Genomic DNA, 18,781 nt, shown 5'->3' with positions numbered 1-18,781 from the left:
ACCAGGTGCGTGCGGAGTCAAACGAAATCCGAAGCTTGGCGCCAGCCAGGTAAAACCCACGGGGCCTGCGCCGACAGCGAAAAGGGGGCATCGACTCCCGCCGACGCCCCCTTTCCCGGTCACGCCGAAGCGCTGCGATCAGAAGCGGAAGCGGACGCTGCCCTGAACCGTGCGGGCCAGAGTGCGCACGCCGAGCGGCAGAAGTTCCTGGCTGCCGTGATACCGATAGATATCGTTGCCGAGGATGTTCGACGCTTCGAGCGAGAGCGTCATGAAATCCACCGGCGTATAGTTGATTGCCGCGTCGAGCTTGCCGGTATCGTCCTGATAGGGCGAGTATTCCGGATTTTCTTGCCAGATGCCGATGCGATACGACGAACGCCAATTGTACGCGACGCGCGCGCTGAACTGCGGCGTATCGTAGAACAGCGTCGCATTAGCCGTCCACTTCGACGTGTCCGGGGAGTCGAACGCGCCCGGGAAATCCTCGGGATACGGGTACTCGATGCGCGCCTTGAAGATGTGGCTGGCATTCAAGCTGACGCCGAAATTCTTCAACACGCCCGGAAGGAAGTCGAAGAACGACTGAATAGTGCCTTCCATGCCGATGAACGTGCCATCACCGGCATTGCGCAGCTGCTCGACGTAGCCCACCGCGTTCTGTCCATATTGGGACAGATCGACACCATAGTTGGCCAGTTCCTCTGCCGACGCCTGTTCTCGGCTGTAGTACAGGAAGCCCGTCGCCTTCTTGTAATATCCTGCCAACGAGATCTGGCCGCCGCGACCGAAGTAGTATTCCGCGCTCGCGTCGAACGAGTGCTCGCGCTGAGCCTTCAGATCGGGGTTGCCTGCATAGATGACGGGCGAAGTGCCACGCGTTTCCGCATAATAGAACGGTCGCATGTCATAGAAACCGGGACGCGAAACGTTGGTCGTGTAGGACAGGCGGAGCTGCGTCTTCGGGTTGAAGTGAATGATCGACGTGAAGCTGGGCAGGATATCGTAGTAGTTCCCGAAGCCCGGCGATTCTTGAACGATATCCTGATAGCCGTTGGTGGCGTCACCCGGACGGTAGTTGTAGCTGTACGACGTACCCCAGGTGTTGGTGTAACGAACGCCCGCGAGGCCATCCACCTTGATCGTGCCGACGTCGAACGCATAGTTCAATTGCGCATAGGCAGCGAAGTTGTGCTCGGTGGAACGGAATGTCTGGCCGTTGTCGCTGGGCGGGTAGATACTCGAGAAACGCTCTGCATCAGCCGGATCGTACTGCTGGATATACTCGCGGATGGCCGCGACGTTGGACATTACGACCGAACCGGGAATGCGATACCATTCCGCCGTCGATCCGCCGATGTCCGGGCCGACCAGCGACGCCGAATCGTAGCCCGGGAACGTGCTGAACGGCGCATAAGTGCCGTTCACACGGGGGAAGCCATCGCGATACCCGTAATAGCGGCTGGTCACGCGGCGGTTGAACCGGCCACCGACCTGAAGGTTGCGCAGCAGACCGTCGGGCATAATGTCCAGCGTCAGGTCGGCCTGGGCCGCGAATTCCTTGTTTTTCGAACCGCCACGGTTGTCCTGGAAGCGGTCGACCACGTACTTGGAGATGTCGGACATGTCGACGCCGTTGAACGAGATCGACGGTGCGCCCTTGCTGTAGACGTCCGATGCGAAGTCGACGTTCGCCGAAGTCAGCGTGCCCGGACGAATGATCGTTTCGACGAAGTAGTTGCCCTCATTCGACCAGTTGTACTGCGCGCTGGCATTGAGGTGCATGATGCCAGAATTGTAGTGGGCCTCAAGGTTCGTGGTATAGAGGTTCGAGTGGAAGTTGTTGTACTGGGTATCGATCCCTGCAGGAAGGCCAGCGGCATTAGTGATCGTCGCCGACTTCACAGTGCGACCATCGGGCATGAGAACGACGTCGCTCAGCGTGCCGGTGACGTTCATGTCCTGAACGTAAAGACGCTCTACCGAACGCTTTTCGCGCGAGCCAAGGTAGCTGCCTTCGAGTACGAAATCGAGCTTGTCGTTGGCGCGCCACTGCAGAACTGCGTTGATCGAAGGACGCTTCACGTTGCCCTGTTCGATGCCGTAGTAAGCGCGGTAAGGGATTACGACCGTCGAACCATCATCAAGCGTACGTTCGAAGGGCGATTCGCTCTCAATATAGTTCTCGCGGTAATTGGTCTTGGTCCACGAGGCGTTGACCAGGAAACCGATCTCGCCGATGCCGGTATCGAAACGGTTCGCCACCAGAAGGCTGCCATAAGGGCTGACCTTCTTTGAAATATCGTCATAGGAGCCGCGAAGGCTGCCCGCGATCGTCCAGTCCTTCTTGAGATCGAACGGACGGCGCAATTCGACGTTCACGGTGCCGGCGATGCCGCCTTCCACCTGATCGGCGGTACGGGTCTTGTAGACATCCACCTGCTTCAGAAGTTCGGCCGGAATATCGGACAGATTGAGCGAGCGGCCATCACCCAGGTTGGTGTTGTTGCCGTTCACGGTCGTCTGCACTTCGGCAAGGCCGCGGATGGTGAGGCTCTGGCCTTGGCCGCGCGCACGGTCGATCTGCACGCCGGTCACGCGCGCCAATGCATCGACCACGTTGTTGTCCGGCAGCTTGCCGACATCCTCGGCCACGACCGAGTCCACGATCTGCTTCGACTTCTTCTTCGTTTCGGTCGCCGCGACGACCGCGCCGCGCACGCCGGTAACGACGATGTCGGTCCTGGCGGCTTCGGTCTGGTCCGACAATTCAGTGGTGGAACCGGATTGGTCCTGCGCCCAGGCCGGAGCGGCAGCGCCGATCGCGATCACCGTGGTGAGCGCAGTGGAAAGCTTCAAAATCTTTAGCGATGTCATAGCAAAACCCCCTGTTTCGATCCCTGCCGCCGGGCTTTCCGGCTGTCATGTTTATATCGTATACGTCCTACGATATCTGAATCGAGTCAAGACGATTGTGACAGTGATTGTGATTTTTTGTCTGAGTAATGACGGTATGTGAAATTTCCGGAATGCGAATGCGAAGCGGGGCGCAAGTCCATCGACTTGCGCCCCGCGAAGAACCCGGCTGAATCCGGCGGAATTACGATGTTTAGCGGCAATCCGGCGCGCCAGCGTCCTTCCGTACGACGACGGACATCGGCTTCGGCGCCAGCGCCTCCCATTCCTGGACAGCTAGTGCCGCATGGGTCTTGCCATCGGTGGATGCGTCCATCACCGCGCGCAGGCAGCGGGTGGTGATGGGGCGGAAGGACACACTTTGGAAGGCGTCGGTCGCAGTGCCGTAGGCGCTGGCGCCGGGGACCGGTTTCCAGCCTTTCTGCCAGTACTCAAGGTGCCATTTCGCCGGCGGAGCGACGCCCACGCCCGAACCGGCGGGCTGGTCGTTCCAGAAGCGGATGCGCGATCCGTTCACCGTTACCGGCTGGTCCCAGCGATACTCGATCCACTGGCTTGGCGGATTGTTCGGTGACCAGCTACCCCACATGTCGGGCGGGAGGGGAGCCTCCTTCACCACGCCATCGTTGAGCGACTTGATCCAGAACTGCACCGGCACCGGATCGTTCGAGGCAGTGGCCCATGCGGCGCGCGCGATATTGCGCGTGGGCGCGAGTGGCGGCTGCGGGCGCAGTGTCGGCACGACCGGCAGGATGCGCGCGGGCGAGACGCTGTCGTCCCACTCCATCTTGTCCAGCGCCACGCTGCGGCGGAAATGGCCCCCGCCTTTCGCGTCCGCCGTGTGGTAGGCCAGATACCACTGCCCCTTGAACTCCACCGCGCCGGAGTGCGAGGTGGTGGAGGACACCGGCTTCAGCACCACGCCGCGATAGGTCCACGGCCCCATCGGCGAGGGCGCGGTGCCGTAGGCGATGCAGGCGTGGTAGACGGCGGGCGTGCAGTCCGAAGTCGGGCCGGCCTTGTTGCCGGCGTAGAGCATGTAATAGGTGCCCTTGCGCTTCATGATCCACGGCGCTTCGAAGAAGCCGGTCAGCCCCTTCATATCCAGCTCCGGCCCCTTGGGCGTGATCATGTCGCGCTCCAGCTCCATGCCGCGAAGCTGGCCGAACGTGCCCCAGTAGATGTAGACCCGGCCATCGTCGTCGATCATCATCGTCGGATCGATGTTCTGGATATCGTTGGCGACCGGCACCTTCTGCGAGATGATCGGGCCGGACGGATGCGCATCGCGCCAGGGGCCGAGCGGGCTGTCCGCCACGGCCACGCCGATGGCGAAGCGGTCCTTGGCGTCGCTGTTCTTCTCCAGCACCGGGGCGTAGAGGTAGTAGCGCTTGTCGGGGCCCTGAATGATCTGCCCGGCGTAGGCGCGGGCTTCTTCGGCCCAGGTGAAGACGTTTTCGGGCTTCAGGATCGCCGGATAGTGCGTCCATTTGTGCGAGGCGGGATCGGCCGTCTTCAGCAATTGCCATTCGGGCATGATGAAGTCGTTGACGTCGCTCGCCGCCTCATCGCGCCCGGCAAGGATCCAGAGCTGGCCGTCCGCCACGAAGGGGGCGGGATCGGTGGAGTAATAGTCCCCGTCGGCGAGGATCGGGTTGCCCGGAACGGTCAGTTCACGGGCGACAGGTGCCTGTTGCGCGAAAACGGGCGCCGAGGCGGCGGGCGCAAACGCGCACGCCGCCAGAACCACTGCGAGACTATTCCTCATCGGGGTAAGGCCCCTTGCCGCCGTCCTTGATGAGTTGATCGACGCGCTGGTCGATCACCGGCAGCGGCACGCCGCCCAGTTCCAGCACGGCATCGTGGAAAGCGCGAATGTTGAACTTCGGCCCCAGCGCGGTTTCCGCCTTCTTGCGCGCGTCCATGAAGGCGAGCTGGCCCATGTAGTACGACAGCGCCTGACCCGGCCAGGAGATGTAGCGATCGACCTCGGTCTCGATCTCGTGATCGGAAAGCGCGGTGTTGTCACGCAAGTACTGCTGCGCCTGTTCGCGGGTCCAGCCCTTGGCGTGAATGCCGGTATCGACGACGAGGCGCGAGGCGCGCCAGGCCTGATAGCTGAGCATGCCAAAGCGGTCATAGGGCGTCTCATACATGCCCATGTCCTCGCCCAGCGCCTCGCAATAGAGCGCCCAGCCCTCGCCGTATGCGGAGAGATACGTGTCGCGGCGGAAGGCCGGCAGGTCCTTGTTCTCCATCGCCAGCGGCATCTGCATGGCATGGCCCGGCGCGGATTCGTGCAGCGTCAGCGCGATCTGCGAGTAGAACGGGCGGCTGGGCAGGTCATACGTGTTGACGAGGTAGATGCCCGGGCCGCCACGGCCGCCGGTGTAGAACGGCGCCACGTCATCGGGCACCGGCTTGATCGCGAAGCGGCTGCGCGGCAGGTGGCCGAAGAACTGTGAGGCCTTGCCGTCGAAGGTCTTGGCGATCCATGCGGCGCGATAGAGCAGTTCGTTCGGCGTCTTGGGATAGAACTGCGGATCGGTGCGAAGGAAGTGCAGGAACGCCTTGAGGTCGCCCTTGAACTGAACCTGCTGCATCACTTCGTTCATCTGCGAGCGAATGCGCGCCATTTCGCTGAGGCCGATCTGGTGGATCTCCTCCGGCGACTTGTCGAGCGTGACGAACTCGGCAATCTTCGACTGGTAATAGGCCTTGCCGTCGGGCAGCGCATAGGCGGCCAGCGACTTGCGGGCCTGCTTTTCGTACTCGCTGCGCATGAACGTCAGCAGCTTGGCGTGCGCGGGCACGACGCTGCCGGTGATCGCGGCGCGGGCCGCCGCACGCAGCTTTTCCTGATCGGCTGCCGGGATCGTCGAGGGCAGCTTCCTGAACGGCTCGTAGAACGGCGAGTCCTCGGGCGTCTTGGCGTCGACGACGAGTTCGATGCCCTTGTCGCGGCCGGTCAGCGTAACTTGCGGGGCGGAGAACCCGCGCTTCAGGCCCGCGCGCATGTTGTCGATCTGCTGGTCGTAGTAGCGCGGGATTTCGCGCAGCATTTCCACGAAGTCTTCGGCGCTCTGCTGGTCGCGCAGCGGCGAGCGGGCCCAATCGGCCAGTTCGCCCCAGAAGCTGGTGTCGGCGTTGAACGGCTTTTCGTAATCGCGATAGCGCTGGGCGGCGACGAAGGCGTCGATCTGGCCCTTGTAGACCGCAAAGTTGATGCGGTTTTCAGGCGAAAGCTTGGCGACGTCGATCGTGGCAAGCTGCTTTTCAACCTTTTCCCACGCAGCAAGGCGGTTGGCCTGCGCCTTGGCGCCCACATCGGGAAGCGCGAGACGCTCAGCCTTGGGGCCATCCTCGCTGGGGCCGCTCTGCTGCAGGCGCCAGGCGTATTCGGCGGTGTAGATTGCTTCGAAAGCCTCGTCGGGGGTCTGGGCTCCAGAAGTCTTCGGCGCGGTCTGGGCGGCGGGGGCGGCAATCGCAGCGTGAGCGATGCCCGCGGCAAGCGCCGCGCCGGCCAGCAGCAGCGCGCGGCCAAGCGTATTCTTCACGTCAATTTCCCCTTTCGAGAATTTCGAGAATGTCGGCGTGGAGCTGCGCGGGGATGCGCACGCCTTCCACTTGCGAACGCGCGCGGGCGAGCAGGCGGCGCGCGCCGGGAAGGCGGGCACCCTGCCCTTCGATGGTTTCGAACATCGTCTCGGCACGCTTCAGGTATTCGTCCACGCTGTCGCCCAGGAAGCCCGCCGGGTCGATCACGACGATCAGTTCGCCGCCGATCGGCGAGCCGCCGCGGCCTTCGTCGGCCGCCAGCGATTCCGCGCTGGTCATGTCGCCGATCAGCGGCCCGGCCAGCAATTCGACCATCGCCGCCAGCGCCGATCCCTTGTGTGCGCCGAACGTGCGCATCGCACCGTCGAGCACGGCCTTGGCATCGGTGGAGGGACGGCCATCGGCGTCATAGCCCCAGTCCGGCGGGATCGCCTTGCCCGCGCGGCGGTGCAGTTCGATCTCTCCGCGCGCGACCGCGCTGGTGGCGAAGTCGAACACGAAAGGCGCGCGGTCCGGACGCGGCCAGCCGAAAGCGATCGGGTTGGTGCCGAAGACCGGCTTGGTGCCGCCCTCCGGCGCGACCCAGGCGTGGCTGGGCGTGAAGGCGAGTGCGACAAGGCCCTGCTCCGCCAACGCCTCGACCTCGGGCCAGAGCGCGGCGAAGTGGACCACGTTGTTCAGCGCCATGGCGGCAATGCCGTAAGCCTTGGCCTTCTCCACCAGCAGCGGCATCCCGCGTTCGAAGGGAAGCTGGGCGAAGCCGCCCTTGCCGTCCACTTTGACCAGCGCCTTGGCCGGCTCGCTCACTTCGGGCACGGCATCGGGCTCCACCACCCCGCGCGCCACCGAATTTGCGGCGACGAGCAGGCGGTAAAGCCCGTGCGAGGTGCAGCCGTCCCGCTCGCCCGAAACCATCGTTTGAGCCACGGCGGCGGCATGATCGGGCGCCAGCCCGCAGGCCAGAAGGACCTTGCGGGCAAGAGCATCGGCTTCGCCGAGCGTGAGCGCGACTTCGTTATGGGCAGTCATGTTCGTTGAACTCACTTGGCGGGCTTGGCCGTGAACAGGCGCATGCCGAAGATCGGACCGGCCGAGCTGCGATCATGCGGCACGATGCGCACCTTGACCTGGCTCTTGCCCTTGGTCAGCGCTTCCGGCAGCGGATAGTCGACATCCATGAACTTGCCCGGCGTATCGTTGTCGAGCTTCTGGGTGACGACCTTGGTGCCGTCGACAAAGATGTCGAACACGCGCGAACGCTCGCTGCCCCAGTAGGTCGCCTGCAGCAGCAAAGGACCGGGTTTCACCTTCATCGTGAACTCGATGTAGCCGCCCGAGCGGGCATCGCGCCCGTTCCGGCCACGGTACGAGACCGGGTAGGAGATTTCCGAGGTCAGGTTGTGGTCGCGCTCGGGCTGCATTTCGCCCAGGTGCATGACGTCGATCGAGCGCGCGGCGATGTCCTTCTGGCGTGCCTGCTCGGCCAGGAACGAGGCTTCCTCGGTCTTCCAGCCGGCTTCGGTGAAGCGCTTGAAATAGACGGCGCTGCGGCGATCGTACTGGCTGTAGAACGGCACGAACGTCAGGTCCGCCGGGCGCATCACGCCGGTGGTCTGGAAGCGCGGACGGTCCGACACGATCGGCGCGAAGGCGCCGAGCGGATTGTCGCCCACCATCGCCGGCTCGACGCCGGTGAACTCCATTTCGGCCGGGCCGAGATCCGCCGCCATGACCAGCGGACCGCGCAGCACGGCCACCACGTCCTGCGAACCGGCGGCCGCCTCGAACCGCAGATCGAGCGGCAGGGTGAGCGCAATCGTGTCGCCCTTCTTCCAGCGGCGGTCGATCACGGCATAGCCGTTGACAGCGTTTGCCGGAACCGGGGCGCCGTTGACGGACACCAGCGCGCGGCCATTGGCCCAGCCCGGAATGCGCAGCGCGATGGTGAACTTGCCGTTCTTCACCGCATCCAGCGTCACGCCGACTTCGGGCTTGAACGGATATTCGGTGGCCAGCGTCAGCGCCACGCCCTTGGCCTTCCACTCCGCCTTCGACGGGATGAAGAGGTTGACGAACAGGGTGTCGTCACCCTGCCAGTAGATGGAATCGCCGTGCTTCGAATGGCTTTCCATGCCCGAGCCGACGCAGCACCAGAAAGCTTCCTCGCCCGGCTGCGAATAGCCGCGCGGCGCGCCGCTCATCATCGGCGTCATGTACGTGAAGCCGCCGGTGTGCGGATTGTGGGCCGACATCACGTGGTTCAGGTGCGCGCGCTCGTAATAGTCGAACAGCGCGCCGTCCGGCTGCCACGAATAGAGCTGACGGGTCAGCTTCAGCATGTTGTAGGTGTTGCAGTGCTCACAGGTCGATTCCGTGAGGTGCAGCGCGATATTGTCCGGCTCGAAGAAGTATTCGCGGTCGGCATTGCCGCCGATCACATAGCTGTGATGCTGGGTCACGCGTTCCCAGAAGAAGCGGGCGGCGCGGCCCGGCTCGTCCTTGCCGGTCAGCTCGTGAATGCGCGCCAGACCGATCAGCTTGGGCACCTGCGTATTGGCGTGGAAGTTGGCGAGCTTGTCCTCCTGCGCCACCAGCGGATCGAGCACCTTCTTGTCGTAGATGCGTTCCGCCACCTTCAGCCAACGCAGATCGCCGGTCTGGGCATAGAGTTCGGCATAGCTTTCGTTCAGGCCGCCATATTCGCAGCCCAGCAGTTCCTGCATCTGCTTGTCGTCAAGCGCGGCGAAGACCTTCTCGAAGTATCCGCCCAGGCCGATGACCACTTCCAGCGCCTTGGCATTGCCCCAGGCGGCATGGATATCGAGCAGACCCGCGAAGTACTTGTGCACGGTGTAAAGCGGCGACCACGATCCGTTGAGGTCGAACCCGCCCGACTTGATCTCTCCGCGCATGACTTCGGGGAAGATTTCCTGCCCGTCGACGACCTTGCCGTCCTTGGTCTTGCGGCCGAGCGCGCCGATGTAGCCATCGCTGCGCTGCGCCTGGCAGAGCGCCAGTTCGTCAACGATATAGTCCGCGCGGCGGCGGCATTCGGGGTTGCCGGTCTGCTGCCAGGCCAGCACCAGCGCGGTCATGTAGTGGCCCAGCGTGTGGCCGGCGATGGTATCCGATTCCCAGCCGCCATAGATCGGCGCCTTGGGCTCAAGCCCCGCATACTTGCGGAAATTGTGCAGGAAGCGATCGGGGCTGAGCGACATCAGGTAGTCGACATTGACGTCCACCGCGGTCGCATAGTCCGAAGCCATGAGCCGCACATCATTGAGCGGCAGCGGCTTCGCCTTGATCGGAAGCTTGGGTGCGATGACAGCCGCGAAGCCCTTGAGAGGGACAGAGCTGATAGCCAGCGCCGCCACGCCAGCCATCCATTCGCGCCGATTGGCCTTCATCACCAGAAACTCCTATCGAATATCGTATACGGTTATTGATAAGGTTCGAGGGCCGCGAGTCAACCCTGTTGCAGGTGCCGCCGGACCGTGACGCGCCCGAGTCCGTTTGAAAAATCCGCCGCAGGCGGATTTTGGCGGCACCGGCCCACTCCCCCACCCGACCACCCACTAGGGTACAATCGTTGGGTGGTCGGGTGGGGGAGTGGGCCGGTGCCGCCTCAAAAATGCCCTTCCGGGCATTTTTCAAACAGCCTCCCTCAGCGCCGAAGCGCAACGCGGGTATCCGCATGGGCCAGATCAATCAGCGCGATCATTGCCTTGCGCGCCTGTTTGGCATTGCCCTCCGCAATGCAGCGGTAGAGCGCGTGATGCTCTGGCATCGGATCGCGCGGGGAATCCCCCAACCGCTGCTTGATCGCGGTGGTGGAGGCGATCGCCGTGGAGATCGAGGTGGAAAGCGCCTGCATCAGTTCGTTGCGCGTCGCTTCCAGCACCAGTTCGTGAAAGCGGATGTCGGCCGCGCGGCCCTTGTCGGTGGTGAGCGTGCAACGCTCCATCGTTTCCAGCGCATTGGCCATATCGGTCAATTGCCGATCATCGCGGCGCTGCGCCGCCATTTCCGCCGCCTGCGGCTCGACCACCAGGCGCAATTCGAACAGGTCGCGCAGGAATTCATCGCTGGCGCCGCACTGGATCTGCCAGGCCAGCACATCGGGATCGAGCAGGTTCCAGCTCTTGCGTTCGTTCACGCGGGTGCCCGCCTTCGGGCGGCTGCTGACCATGCCCTTGGCGGTCAGGATACGGAAAGCCTCACGCAGCACGGATCGGGAGACGCCCAGCCGATCGGCATGTTCGACTTCGGCCGGAAATACATGCCCGGCGGGCACTTCGCCGCTGACGATCGCGGTCGCCAATTGGCGCGCAACCGCGTGATGAAGGCGGCCGCTGGAAAGCGGAAGCCCGGTTTCGGCCGGCAGTGGTGCGGTCATCTATGTCATCCCCAGCCAATGGATCGAGGCAAGATTTGAAATGCTCCGATCATATATCGTATAATTTTTCTTGACCCTTTCCGTGATGGGCGTCAAGAACCCATGCATCTTCCGAAGCCAAGCGATGGGTACATGCCATGAGCACCCCCTTGATTTCTCGTCCTTTCGTTCGCGTCTTTAAAAAACCTGCCGCAGTCAGCCTGCTGGCGCTTGCCATGGCCTTGCAGCCGGGCACTGCGCTGGCGCGCCAGACGCACGCGGCAACGGCCCAGACGCCGCCGCCCAGCATCGCCGATCGCTATATTGCGGCCGATACGTTCCTGGGCAACGGCATTGCCGATCGGATCGATAATGCCAATGTCGCGCCCAGTTTCGTGGGGGGCGAAAAGACTGCCAGCCTGTTCTACCGCACCGGCACCCGCACCGACCAGCGCTACCTGATCCTCAACCTTGCGACGCAGGACGTGCACGAGGTGGCAAGCACGGCCAGTCTGCTCACCGCACTCTCGCAGGCGAGCGGCAAAGCCGTAACGCTGGACGACGCGCACCTGGCCGATGTCGACTACGATCCGGACAAGGCCACGCTGACTTTTGCCGCACTGGATGCCCATTGGCGGATCGGCGCCGATGGCAAGGCTCAGAAAGTCGCGCCCGAGGCGCCGCAGCTCGACCTGCCCTCGCCAGACGGCAAAACGAAGATCGTTGCGCGCAATTACAACCTCTATGCAGTGGACGTGGCCTCGGGCCGCGAAGTGGCGCTGACCACCGATGGAACGCGCGAACAGCCCTACGGCCGCTCGATCCCCGAACTCTCGCAGATCCTGCGCGAAGGCACCGAGGAACCGGCGATGCCCGTCACCGGCGCATGGTCGCCCGATGGGCGCTATCTGCTGACATGGCGGCTCGACACGCGCGAGGTGAAGAAGCTTTCGATCACCCAGCAGAACCCGCCGGGCAGCTTCTATCCGCGCAGCTTCTCTTACATCTATCCGCTCGCGGGCGCGGAAAAGCTGCCGCAGGCGACGCGCTTGGTGGTCGACGTGCAGGCGGCGCTGAAGAGCGGCAAGGCGAAGGTCGTGCCGGTGCAAATGCCGGCCGAATCGATCCTCTACCCCTCCCCGCCCGACATGAACTGGGTGAACGGCAAGCCGCGCATGCAGTGGACCGAGCGCGGCTATCGCCAGCAAGCCGTCTACGTGGCCGATCCGGCAACCGGCGCCACGAAGATCGTCGCGCATGAGGCGGTGAAGCCGGTGATCACCGTCACCTCCTCGATGATCTTCCCCGCGCCGGAACTGGGCGGCGAACTGTCGATTTCGGAGCGCAGCGGCTGGGCGCAGCTTTACCTCGTCACCCCGGACAACCCGGATGGCGGCAAGGCGCTGACCACCGGCGACTGGGAAGTTCTCTCGGTGGACAATGTGGCCGAGGACAAGTCCTCGCTGATCGTCACCGGCGTGGGGCGCGAAGAGGCGCGCAATCCCTACTGGCGCGCGCTGTACCGGGTTTCGCTGAACGGCGGCGACCTGACCGAACTGACCCCCGAACCGCTCGACCACGACGCGCAAGTCTCGCCCGACGGCAAGTGGATCGTCGATCAGATGTCGAGCCCGACCACGCCGACCCGCGCCGTGCTGCGCGACGGCGCGACCGGCAAGATCGTCATGGAACTGGCCAAGGCCGATGACAGCCGCCTTCTCGCTGCCGGCTACACTCCGCCAGAGCCGTTCAAGGGCGTGGCGGCAGACGGCAAGACGCCGATCTACGGCATGATTTTCCGTCCGGCGCACTTCGATCCGAAGCGCAGCTATCCGGTGATCGACAATGTCTACACCGGCCCAACCACCACCGACGTGCCTTCCACCTGGGGCATGGCGCTGCGCGTGCCGGGCAATAGCGTCGCGCAGATCGGCGCGGTGGTCGTCATGATCGACGGCACCGGCACTTCGCGGCGCGGTCAGGCCTTCCGTCTGCCCGCCTACCAGAACCTGGGCGAAGTCGGGCTGGACGATCACATCGCGCTGATCCGCCAGATGGCCGCCAAGTATCCCTACATGGACGTGAACCGCGTGGGCGTGTTCGGCGGATCGGCGGGCGGCTACGACACCGCACGCTTCGTGCTGCGCCGTCCCGACTTCTTCAAGGTGGGCGTCTCCGCATCGGGCAACCACGACCTTCGGCTCGACAAGACCTGGTGGCCCGAAGTCTCGATGGGCGAGGCGGACGCGGCAACGTGGGAGCGCAATTCGAACATGGCGGTGGCGAACCAGCTCAAGGGCCACCTGCTGCTCGTCCACGGCGATATCGACGACAACGTGCCGATCACCGAAAGCTTCCGCCTTGCCAAAGCGCTGATCGATGCCGGGCGCGATGTCGACATGGTGGTCGTGCCCAATGCCACGCACAACGTCTACCAGCCCTTCTTCTGGAAGAAGCTGCGCGACTATTTCACCCTTTACCTGCTCGGCGAGACACCGCCGCCGCTTGGCCCCGTGAAGCCTGCCGCACCGGCAGTCGCGCTGGCCCACTGAAATCCCCCACGAGGTCCTGACATGAAGCGTCTTCTGAAGCCCCTCCCCCTGATCGCGCTGGTCTTGGCGCCGGTGCCGGCCATGCTGCCGATGGCGGCGGCGCAGGCACAGGAAGCGGAGAAACCGAAGCCGGTCTATCCGCCGATCCAGAAGACCGAGATGCAGACGCCGGCCTTCGATCTGGCGCTGCGGGCCGATACCCAGACGCTCGCCCACCTTTCGCCCAAGGGCAGCGCTGCGTTCGACTTCGTGCCTGCGGGCCGTGAGGCCGAGCGCGCGGCCGACGGCTACGTCCACATCGGCGATATCCATATCCGCCTGAAGACGGCGGGTTCGGACTGGCAGGACTTCTCCTCCGCCCACGCCCGCAAGCAGATCGCCGCGCTGACGGGCGGCAAGGGTGTGCTCGCCGCCGCGGACATCACCGCATCGATGGGAGCCGGAATTCCGCTTCGTGTCGAGCGCCGCTGGGTGAACGAGGACGGCGTGCTCGTCCTGCGCTTCACGCTGGTCAACACCAGCAACGCCCCCGTCGAGATCGGCGGCCTCGGCATGCCGATGGTGTTCGACAACATCATCCTCGACCGCGATCTTGATTCCGCGCACGCGCAGGCAAGCTTCGTCGATCCCTATATCGGCCGCGATGCCGGCTACCTTCAGGTCACGCGCCTGAACGGCGAAGGCCCGGCGCTGCTGGTGCTGCCCGAGAAGGGCACGCCGCTGGAAGCCTATCGTCCGATCCTCCAGCAAGGTTGGGCGCCCAAGAGCGACATTTTCACCGACAAGAGCCCGCGCAGCCAGGTCTCCGAAGGCTTCTACGACTGGACCGTCGCCAGCAAGGGTTTTGCCGAGAAGGAATGGGCGAAGGCCGGCCAGCAGTGGAACGAGCCGACCAGCATCACGCTGGCCCCCGGCGAAAGCCGTACGATCGGCCTGCGCTTCGTGACCGCGCCCAGCATCCGCGCGATCGAGGATACGCTCGTCGCCCAGAAGCGCCCGGTGGCGGTCGGCATTCCCGGCTATGTCGTGCCCACTGACCAGACCGCCAGCCTGTTCCTGAAGACGCCGAGCAAGGTCGCCAAGATCGAATCCTTCCCCGAAGGATCGCTCACCGCGACCTCGGAAAAGTCGGGAAGCGGCTGGGCCCGCTACCAGATCAAGGCCAGCGGCTGGGGTCAGGCGCGCCTGACGGTAACCTATGCGGACGGGCAGAAGCAGACCGTCAGCTATTACATCACCAAGCCGCTTGAACAGGTGATGGCGGACATTGGCCACTTCACCACCACCGACCAGTGGTTCGAAGGCAAGGGTGATCCCTTCCACCGTTCGCCCGCGATCCTTTCCTATGACCGGGAGGACAACAAGATCCTCACGCAGGACGGCCGCGTCTGGGTTTCGGGCATGAGCGACGAAGGCGGCGCCGGTTCGTGGGTGGCGGCGATGATGAAGCAGCTCGACAATCCGAACCCGGAAGAAGTCGCCAAGCTGGAGCGCCTCGTCAACGAGACCGTGCTCGGCACGCTGCAGGTCAAGGAAGGCCCGCAGGCCGGTGCCGTCAAGAAGAGCATCTTCTATTACGATCCGGTCGAGTTCCCGAACTACTACGACCCCAAGATCAACTGGAAGAACTGGACCGCGTGGTCGAAGAAGGATGCCGGCGATCTCGGCCGGTCCTACAACTATCCGCACGTCGCCATCGGCCACTGGGTGCTCTACCGCCTGGCCCGCGACAATGCCGGGCTGGTCAAGCAGCACGACTGGAAGTTCTACCTCGACTGGGCCTACCGTACGACCGTCGCGATGATGCGCGATGCGCCCTACTATGCCGAGTTCGGCCAGATGGAAGGCGATGTCTTCGTCGATATCCTGAAGGACCTGAAGCGCGAGGGCATGATCGCCGAGGCCACCGAAATGGAAGGCCTGATGAAGCAGCGCGCCGATCACTGGCGTTCGATGAAGTATCCGTTCGGCAGCGAGATGGCGTGGGATTCCACCGGCCAGCCCGAAGTCTATGCCTGGATGCGCTACTTCGGCTTCCAGCCGCAGGCGGACGAGACCCGCGAGGTTATCCTGGGCTACGATCCCACGATCCCCAGCTGGGGCTATAACGGCAATGCGCGCCGTTATTGGGACTTCCTCTATGGTGGCAAAGTCTCGCGCATCGAGCGGCAGATCCACCACTACGGATCGGCGCTCAACGCGGTGCCGCTGTTCGACGCCTATCGCCAGAACCCCACCGACCTGCACCTGCTGCGCGTCGCTTACGGCGGCATGATGGGCGGGATCACCAACATCGACCAGAAGGGCTTCGGCTCGGCCGCGTTCCACTCCTGGCCGGACATGATGAAGTGGGATGCCATCACCGGCGACTACGGCATGGGCTTCTACGGCCATGCGATCACGGCGGCGAGCTACATGGTCAATGACCCGCAGTTCGGCTGGATCGGCTTCGGCGGCGATCTGACCACCAAGGGCAGCACCGTAAGCCTCGCCCCGAAGGACGGCGCCCGCCGCCGCCTGTTCGTGGCCCCCGCCGGTCTGTGGATCACGCTGGAGGCCGGCCGCATCCAGAGCGCCGATTACAACAGCAAGACCGGCAAGGTCGTGCTGACGCTCGATCCCGCCAGCGCCACCGATCCTGCCGCGCGGCTGCTGTTCCAGACCACCACCACCGGTGGCCGCACGTACGCCACCAACACCGGCACGGCGGACCGCGATGGCTATGCTATCGCGCTGGGCGGCAATCCGACGGTTGTGACGCTGACGCCGCGCTGATCCCCAGCCCTACTCATCCCACAATCCCTCGTCGTCCCCGCGCAGGCGGGGACCCCGCTTTTCTTCCTGCAACCTCGCAAAGAAGAAGCGGGGCCCCCGCCTGCGCGGGGGCGACGAGGCTAGGTTGATAGATTTAGCCGATCACGGAAACTCCGCCCTCAGCCGTGCCGAAAGCCATGCGCCAAAGGCGGCAATGGCATCCAGCCGCGGCTTGGGCGTGTTCGCATCCCAAACGAAGTGATAGGCCCCCTCGAACGGGATCTCCACTTCCGACAACCGCACCAGCCGCCCCGCCTGCAACGCGTCATGCGCGATGACGCGGCGCACCAGCGCTATGCCGTGGCCGGCGATGGTCGCCTCCAGCATCAGCGCGGCATCGTCGTAGGGGAGGCTGTCGGCCGGCTCGGGCAAGGCGATCCCGGCACGCTGGAACCACGGCGTCCAGGTCTGCCAGCTGTTGCGCAAAAGCCGGCAGCGCGCGAAGTCCTCCACATTCTCGATCGCCATGCGCCCGCGATATTCGGGCGAGCAGGCGGGAAACAGCATGTCGGTCAGCAACCGTTCGCTGGCAAGGCCCGGCCAGTTGCCGCCGCCATAGCGGATCCCGGCGTCCAACCCGTCCGCACCGATCCGGCTGACATCGATCCGGGCGTCCATCGCGATCAAGATGCCGGGGTGCCCCTCGTGAAAGTCCGCCAGCCGCGCCACCAGCCACTGCGCCGCGAAGGAGGGCAACACCGCGATCTTCAGCACCTGCCGCTCACCCGGCGGCGGCGCGGGGAACACGCTGGCGATCAGTTCCAGCGACTGGCGCACCGTGGGCAGAATCTGCCGCGCGGCCAGCGTCGGCTCCATCGTATTGCCGCGCCGTTCGAACATCGGCGCGCCCAGCCGTTGCTCCACCTCACGCACGCGGTGGCTGATCGCGCCGTGCGTCACGCCCAGTTCCTCCGCCGCGCGGGTGAAGCTGCGATGACGCGCCGCCGCTTCAAGCGCGCGCAAGGTGTTGAGCGAGGGCGGACGATACATGGTCCGGCCATACTTAGGTTCTAAGGCCCCGGTTTCTCAATCCCTGTCGGGCCAGACTTGCGCGAAAAACGGATTTACGGCTGCATTGCCATCGTAACTGTCCTGATCGGTCATGCAGGTGGGGCACCAGTGCCCGCCCTTCAGGTAGAGCCGGGGCGTCATTCCGAAGTCGTGGTCCAAGGCGCAGCGCCATTGGGTCGTCTCGTCGGCGGAGCAGTCCCCGCCGAGATGCTTGCCGCCGCGATACTGCGCGGCTTCGGAATAGACGACCGCCGTCCAACTCGCGGGATCGGCCTCTGCATCGTAGCCGTGATCGAGCAGCGAGACTTCCGTCGATGGTCGCCGCAGGGTGACACTGGCCCAATCGCGTGGAAGCCCTTCCCACGCCTGCCGCGATCCGAAATAGGCGTCGATATGCGGGCGGTCATCGTGCTCCAGCCAGTGGAGCGTGCCGCCCGGCGCGCGCGCCAGCTTTTCCAGCCGCCTGCGGCCAAGGGCCGGCGCATGACGGGCAACGAACTTCACGAAGCCGGGAATCGCATTCGAGAGGCCTTTAGCGAAATCGTCCAACGTCTCGCGCCGGAACGGCACCAGTGCTTCCAGACGATCCGAGTCCGCGTACCATTGGCCGTGGAAATTCCGCGTCGCGAACCAATGCGGCCGATAACTGGCGAAGGCATCGCGCGCGCCGAGTGCCCCGGCCGTGATCCGCGCGAACTCATGATTGGCCACGCGCATCGCCGCACCGCCGCCAATATTGTAGAACCCGCGCCAGAACGCCTCCGGCACGGCGTCCTCACAGGTATTCGCAGCAAGGCGGCCGGAATCCCCGACCGTCACCCATTCCAGCACGCCGTTGAACGGATTGTGGAAGATGATGGGATCGAAGATCTTCCACATGTTCGGATGGGCGATGCCCGTCTGCCGCAGGGACACCCACCGCTTCAGACCCGATTGCGCGACGATCGCCTCGGCCATGGTCTTGCTGACGGCATAGTGATCGTAACGGCTGATCTTGATCGGATCGCCCGTGCGCCCCCAGTGTACCGGGGGATTGCGATGCCCCGTCTGCGCCACCGTGCCGATGTAGACCAGCGCGATCCGGTCGGGATCGGGCTGGGCCTTGATGGCGGCCACGATGTTGCGCGCACCGCCGACGTTGACCTTCATGGTCAGTTCGGGAACGTGATCGGCCATGGGCGAGACCAATCCGCCGATATGCAGCACCTGATCGACACCCGTCACCGCATCCAGCACGTCCTCGTACCGGGTGAGGTCGCCCCACACGAACTCCAGCGCGGGATTGCGCTGATGCTGCCTGACGACCGGGTGTGTCTTTTCCTCGGGCCGCACGAGTGCGCGCACACGCAGGCGGTCGCTGCGGGCCAGCAGTTCGACCAGCGTGGCACTGCCCATGTTGCCGGTCGCGCCGGTAAGGAGGATGGTCTTCTTGTCCTGCAGCGCCATGCGGCGATCCTCTCGATATGTCAGGGCCGCCGCGAATGTCGCGGCGGCCCATGGAAAGGTGTTAGAGCCTGTTTGGATATGCGTTGAAAGAGAATTTCGCGACACATTC

Annotated in this window: 10 protein-coding genes; 2 read left to right on the top strand and 8 right to left on the bottom strand. The window is 64.2% G+C overall.

Annotated features, from left to right (window positions below; genetic code table 11):
* Positions 1 to 138: 138 nt before the first annotated feature.
* From ACZ1JV_RS03700 to ACZ1JV_RS03675, 6 genes are all read right to left on the bottom strand, one after another.
* On the bottom strand, positions 139 to 2,877 hold the full coding sequence (locus ACZ1JV_RS03700) for a TonB-dependent receptor (protein WP_465149635.1): 2,739 nt from the start codon (positions 2,875 to 2,877) through the stop codon (positions 139 to 141).
* A 232-nt stretch (positions 2,878 to 3,109) separates the two neighbouring features.
* Positions 3,110 to 4,684, bottom strand: coding sequence for a family 43 glycosylhydrolase (locus ACZ1JV_RS03695; RefSeq protein WP_465149634.1), 1,575 nt, complete (start codon positions 4,682 to 4,684; stop codon positions 3,110 to 3,112).
* Positions 4,674 to 6,479, bottom strand: coding sequence for a DUF885 domain-containing protein (locus tag ACZ1JV_RS03690; RefSeq protein ID WP_465149768.1), 1,806 nt, complete (start codon positions 6,477 to 6,479; stop codon positions 4,674 to 4,676). The genes ACZ1JV_RS03695 and ACZ1JV_RS03690 overlap by 11 nt, the downstream gene beginning before the upstream one ends.
* Positions 6,475 to 7,503 carry an Ldh family oxidoreductase gene (locus ACZ1JV_RS03685; protein ID WP_465149633.1) on the bottom strand — a complete coding sequence of 343 codons (1,029 nt, stop codon included), beginning with the start codon at positions 7,501 to 7,503 and terminating at the stop codon, positions 6,475 to 6,477. The genes ACZ1JV_RS03690 and ACZ1JV_RS03685 overlap by 5 nt, the downstream gene beginning before the upstream one ends.
* Before the next feature lie 11 nt (positions 7,504 to 7,514).
* Positions 7,515 to 9,881, bottom strand: coding sequence for a beta-L-arabinofuranosidase domain-containing protein (locus tag ACZ1JV_RS03680; RefSeq protein ID WP_465149632.1), 2,367 nt, complete (start codon positions 9,879 to 9,881; stop codon positions 7,515 to 7,517).
* Between the two features lie 257 nt (positions 9,882 to 10,138).
* Entirely contained in the window at positions 10,139 to 10,870 is a 732-nt protein-coding gene (locus tag ACZ1JV_RS03675) for a FadR/GntR family transcriptional regulator (protein ID WP_465140082.1), read from the bottom strand.
* A 137-nt stretch (positions 10,871 to 11,007) separates the two neighbouring features.
* Between ACZ1JV_RS03675 and ACZ1JV_RS03670 the strand changes: the two genes are divergently transcribed.
* Complete coding sequence (locus tag ACZ1JV_RS03670; RefSeq protein WP_465149631.1) at positions 11,008 to 13,401, top strand: S9 family peptidase; 2,394 nt, start codon at positions 11,008 to 11,010, stop codon at positions 13,399 to 13,401.
* A 21-nt stretch (positions 13,402 to 13,422) separates the two neighbouring features.
* Positions 13,423 to 16,176 (top strand): DUF5695 domain-containing protein, encoded by a 2,754-nt coding sequence (locus ACZ1JV_RS03665; protein ID WP_465149630.1) that lies wholly within the window; start codon positions 13,423 to 13,425, stop codon positions 16,174 to 16,176.
* A gap of 141 nt (positions 16,177 to 16,317) precedes the next feature.
* Here the strand turns inward: ACZ1JV_RS03665 and ACZ1JV_RS03660 are convergent, their stop codons facing one another.
* Both ACZ1JV_RS03660 and ACZ1JV_RS03655 read right to left on the bottom strand, forming a co-directional pair.
* The gene (locus ACZ1JV_RS03660; RefSeq protein ID WP_465149629.1) at positions 16,318 to 17,205 is read right to left on the bottom strand and encodes a LysR substrate-binding domain-containing protein; all 888 of its coding nucleotides are present in this window, start codon (positions 17,203 to 17,205) and stop codon (positions 16,318 to 16,320) included.
* A 36-nt stretch (positions 17,206 to 17,241) separates the two neighbouring features.
* Entirely contained in the window at positions 17,242 to 18,672 is a 1,431-nt protein-coding gene (locus ACZ1JV_RS03655; protein ID WP_465149628.1) for an NAD-dependent epimerase/dehydratase family protein, read from the bottom strand.
* Between the last annotated feature and the right edge of the window lie 109 nt (positions 18,673 to 18,781).

Source organism: Novosphingobium sp. BL-S-19 (genome assembly GCF_055521675.1).
The sequence above is the reverse complement of the archived record's forward strand: the minus strand, read 5'-3'. Positions and strand labels throughout refer to the sequence as shown.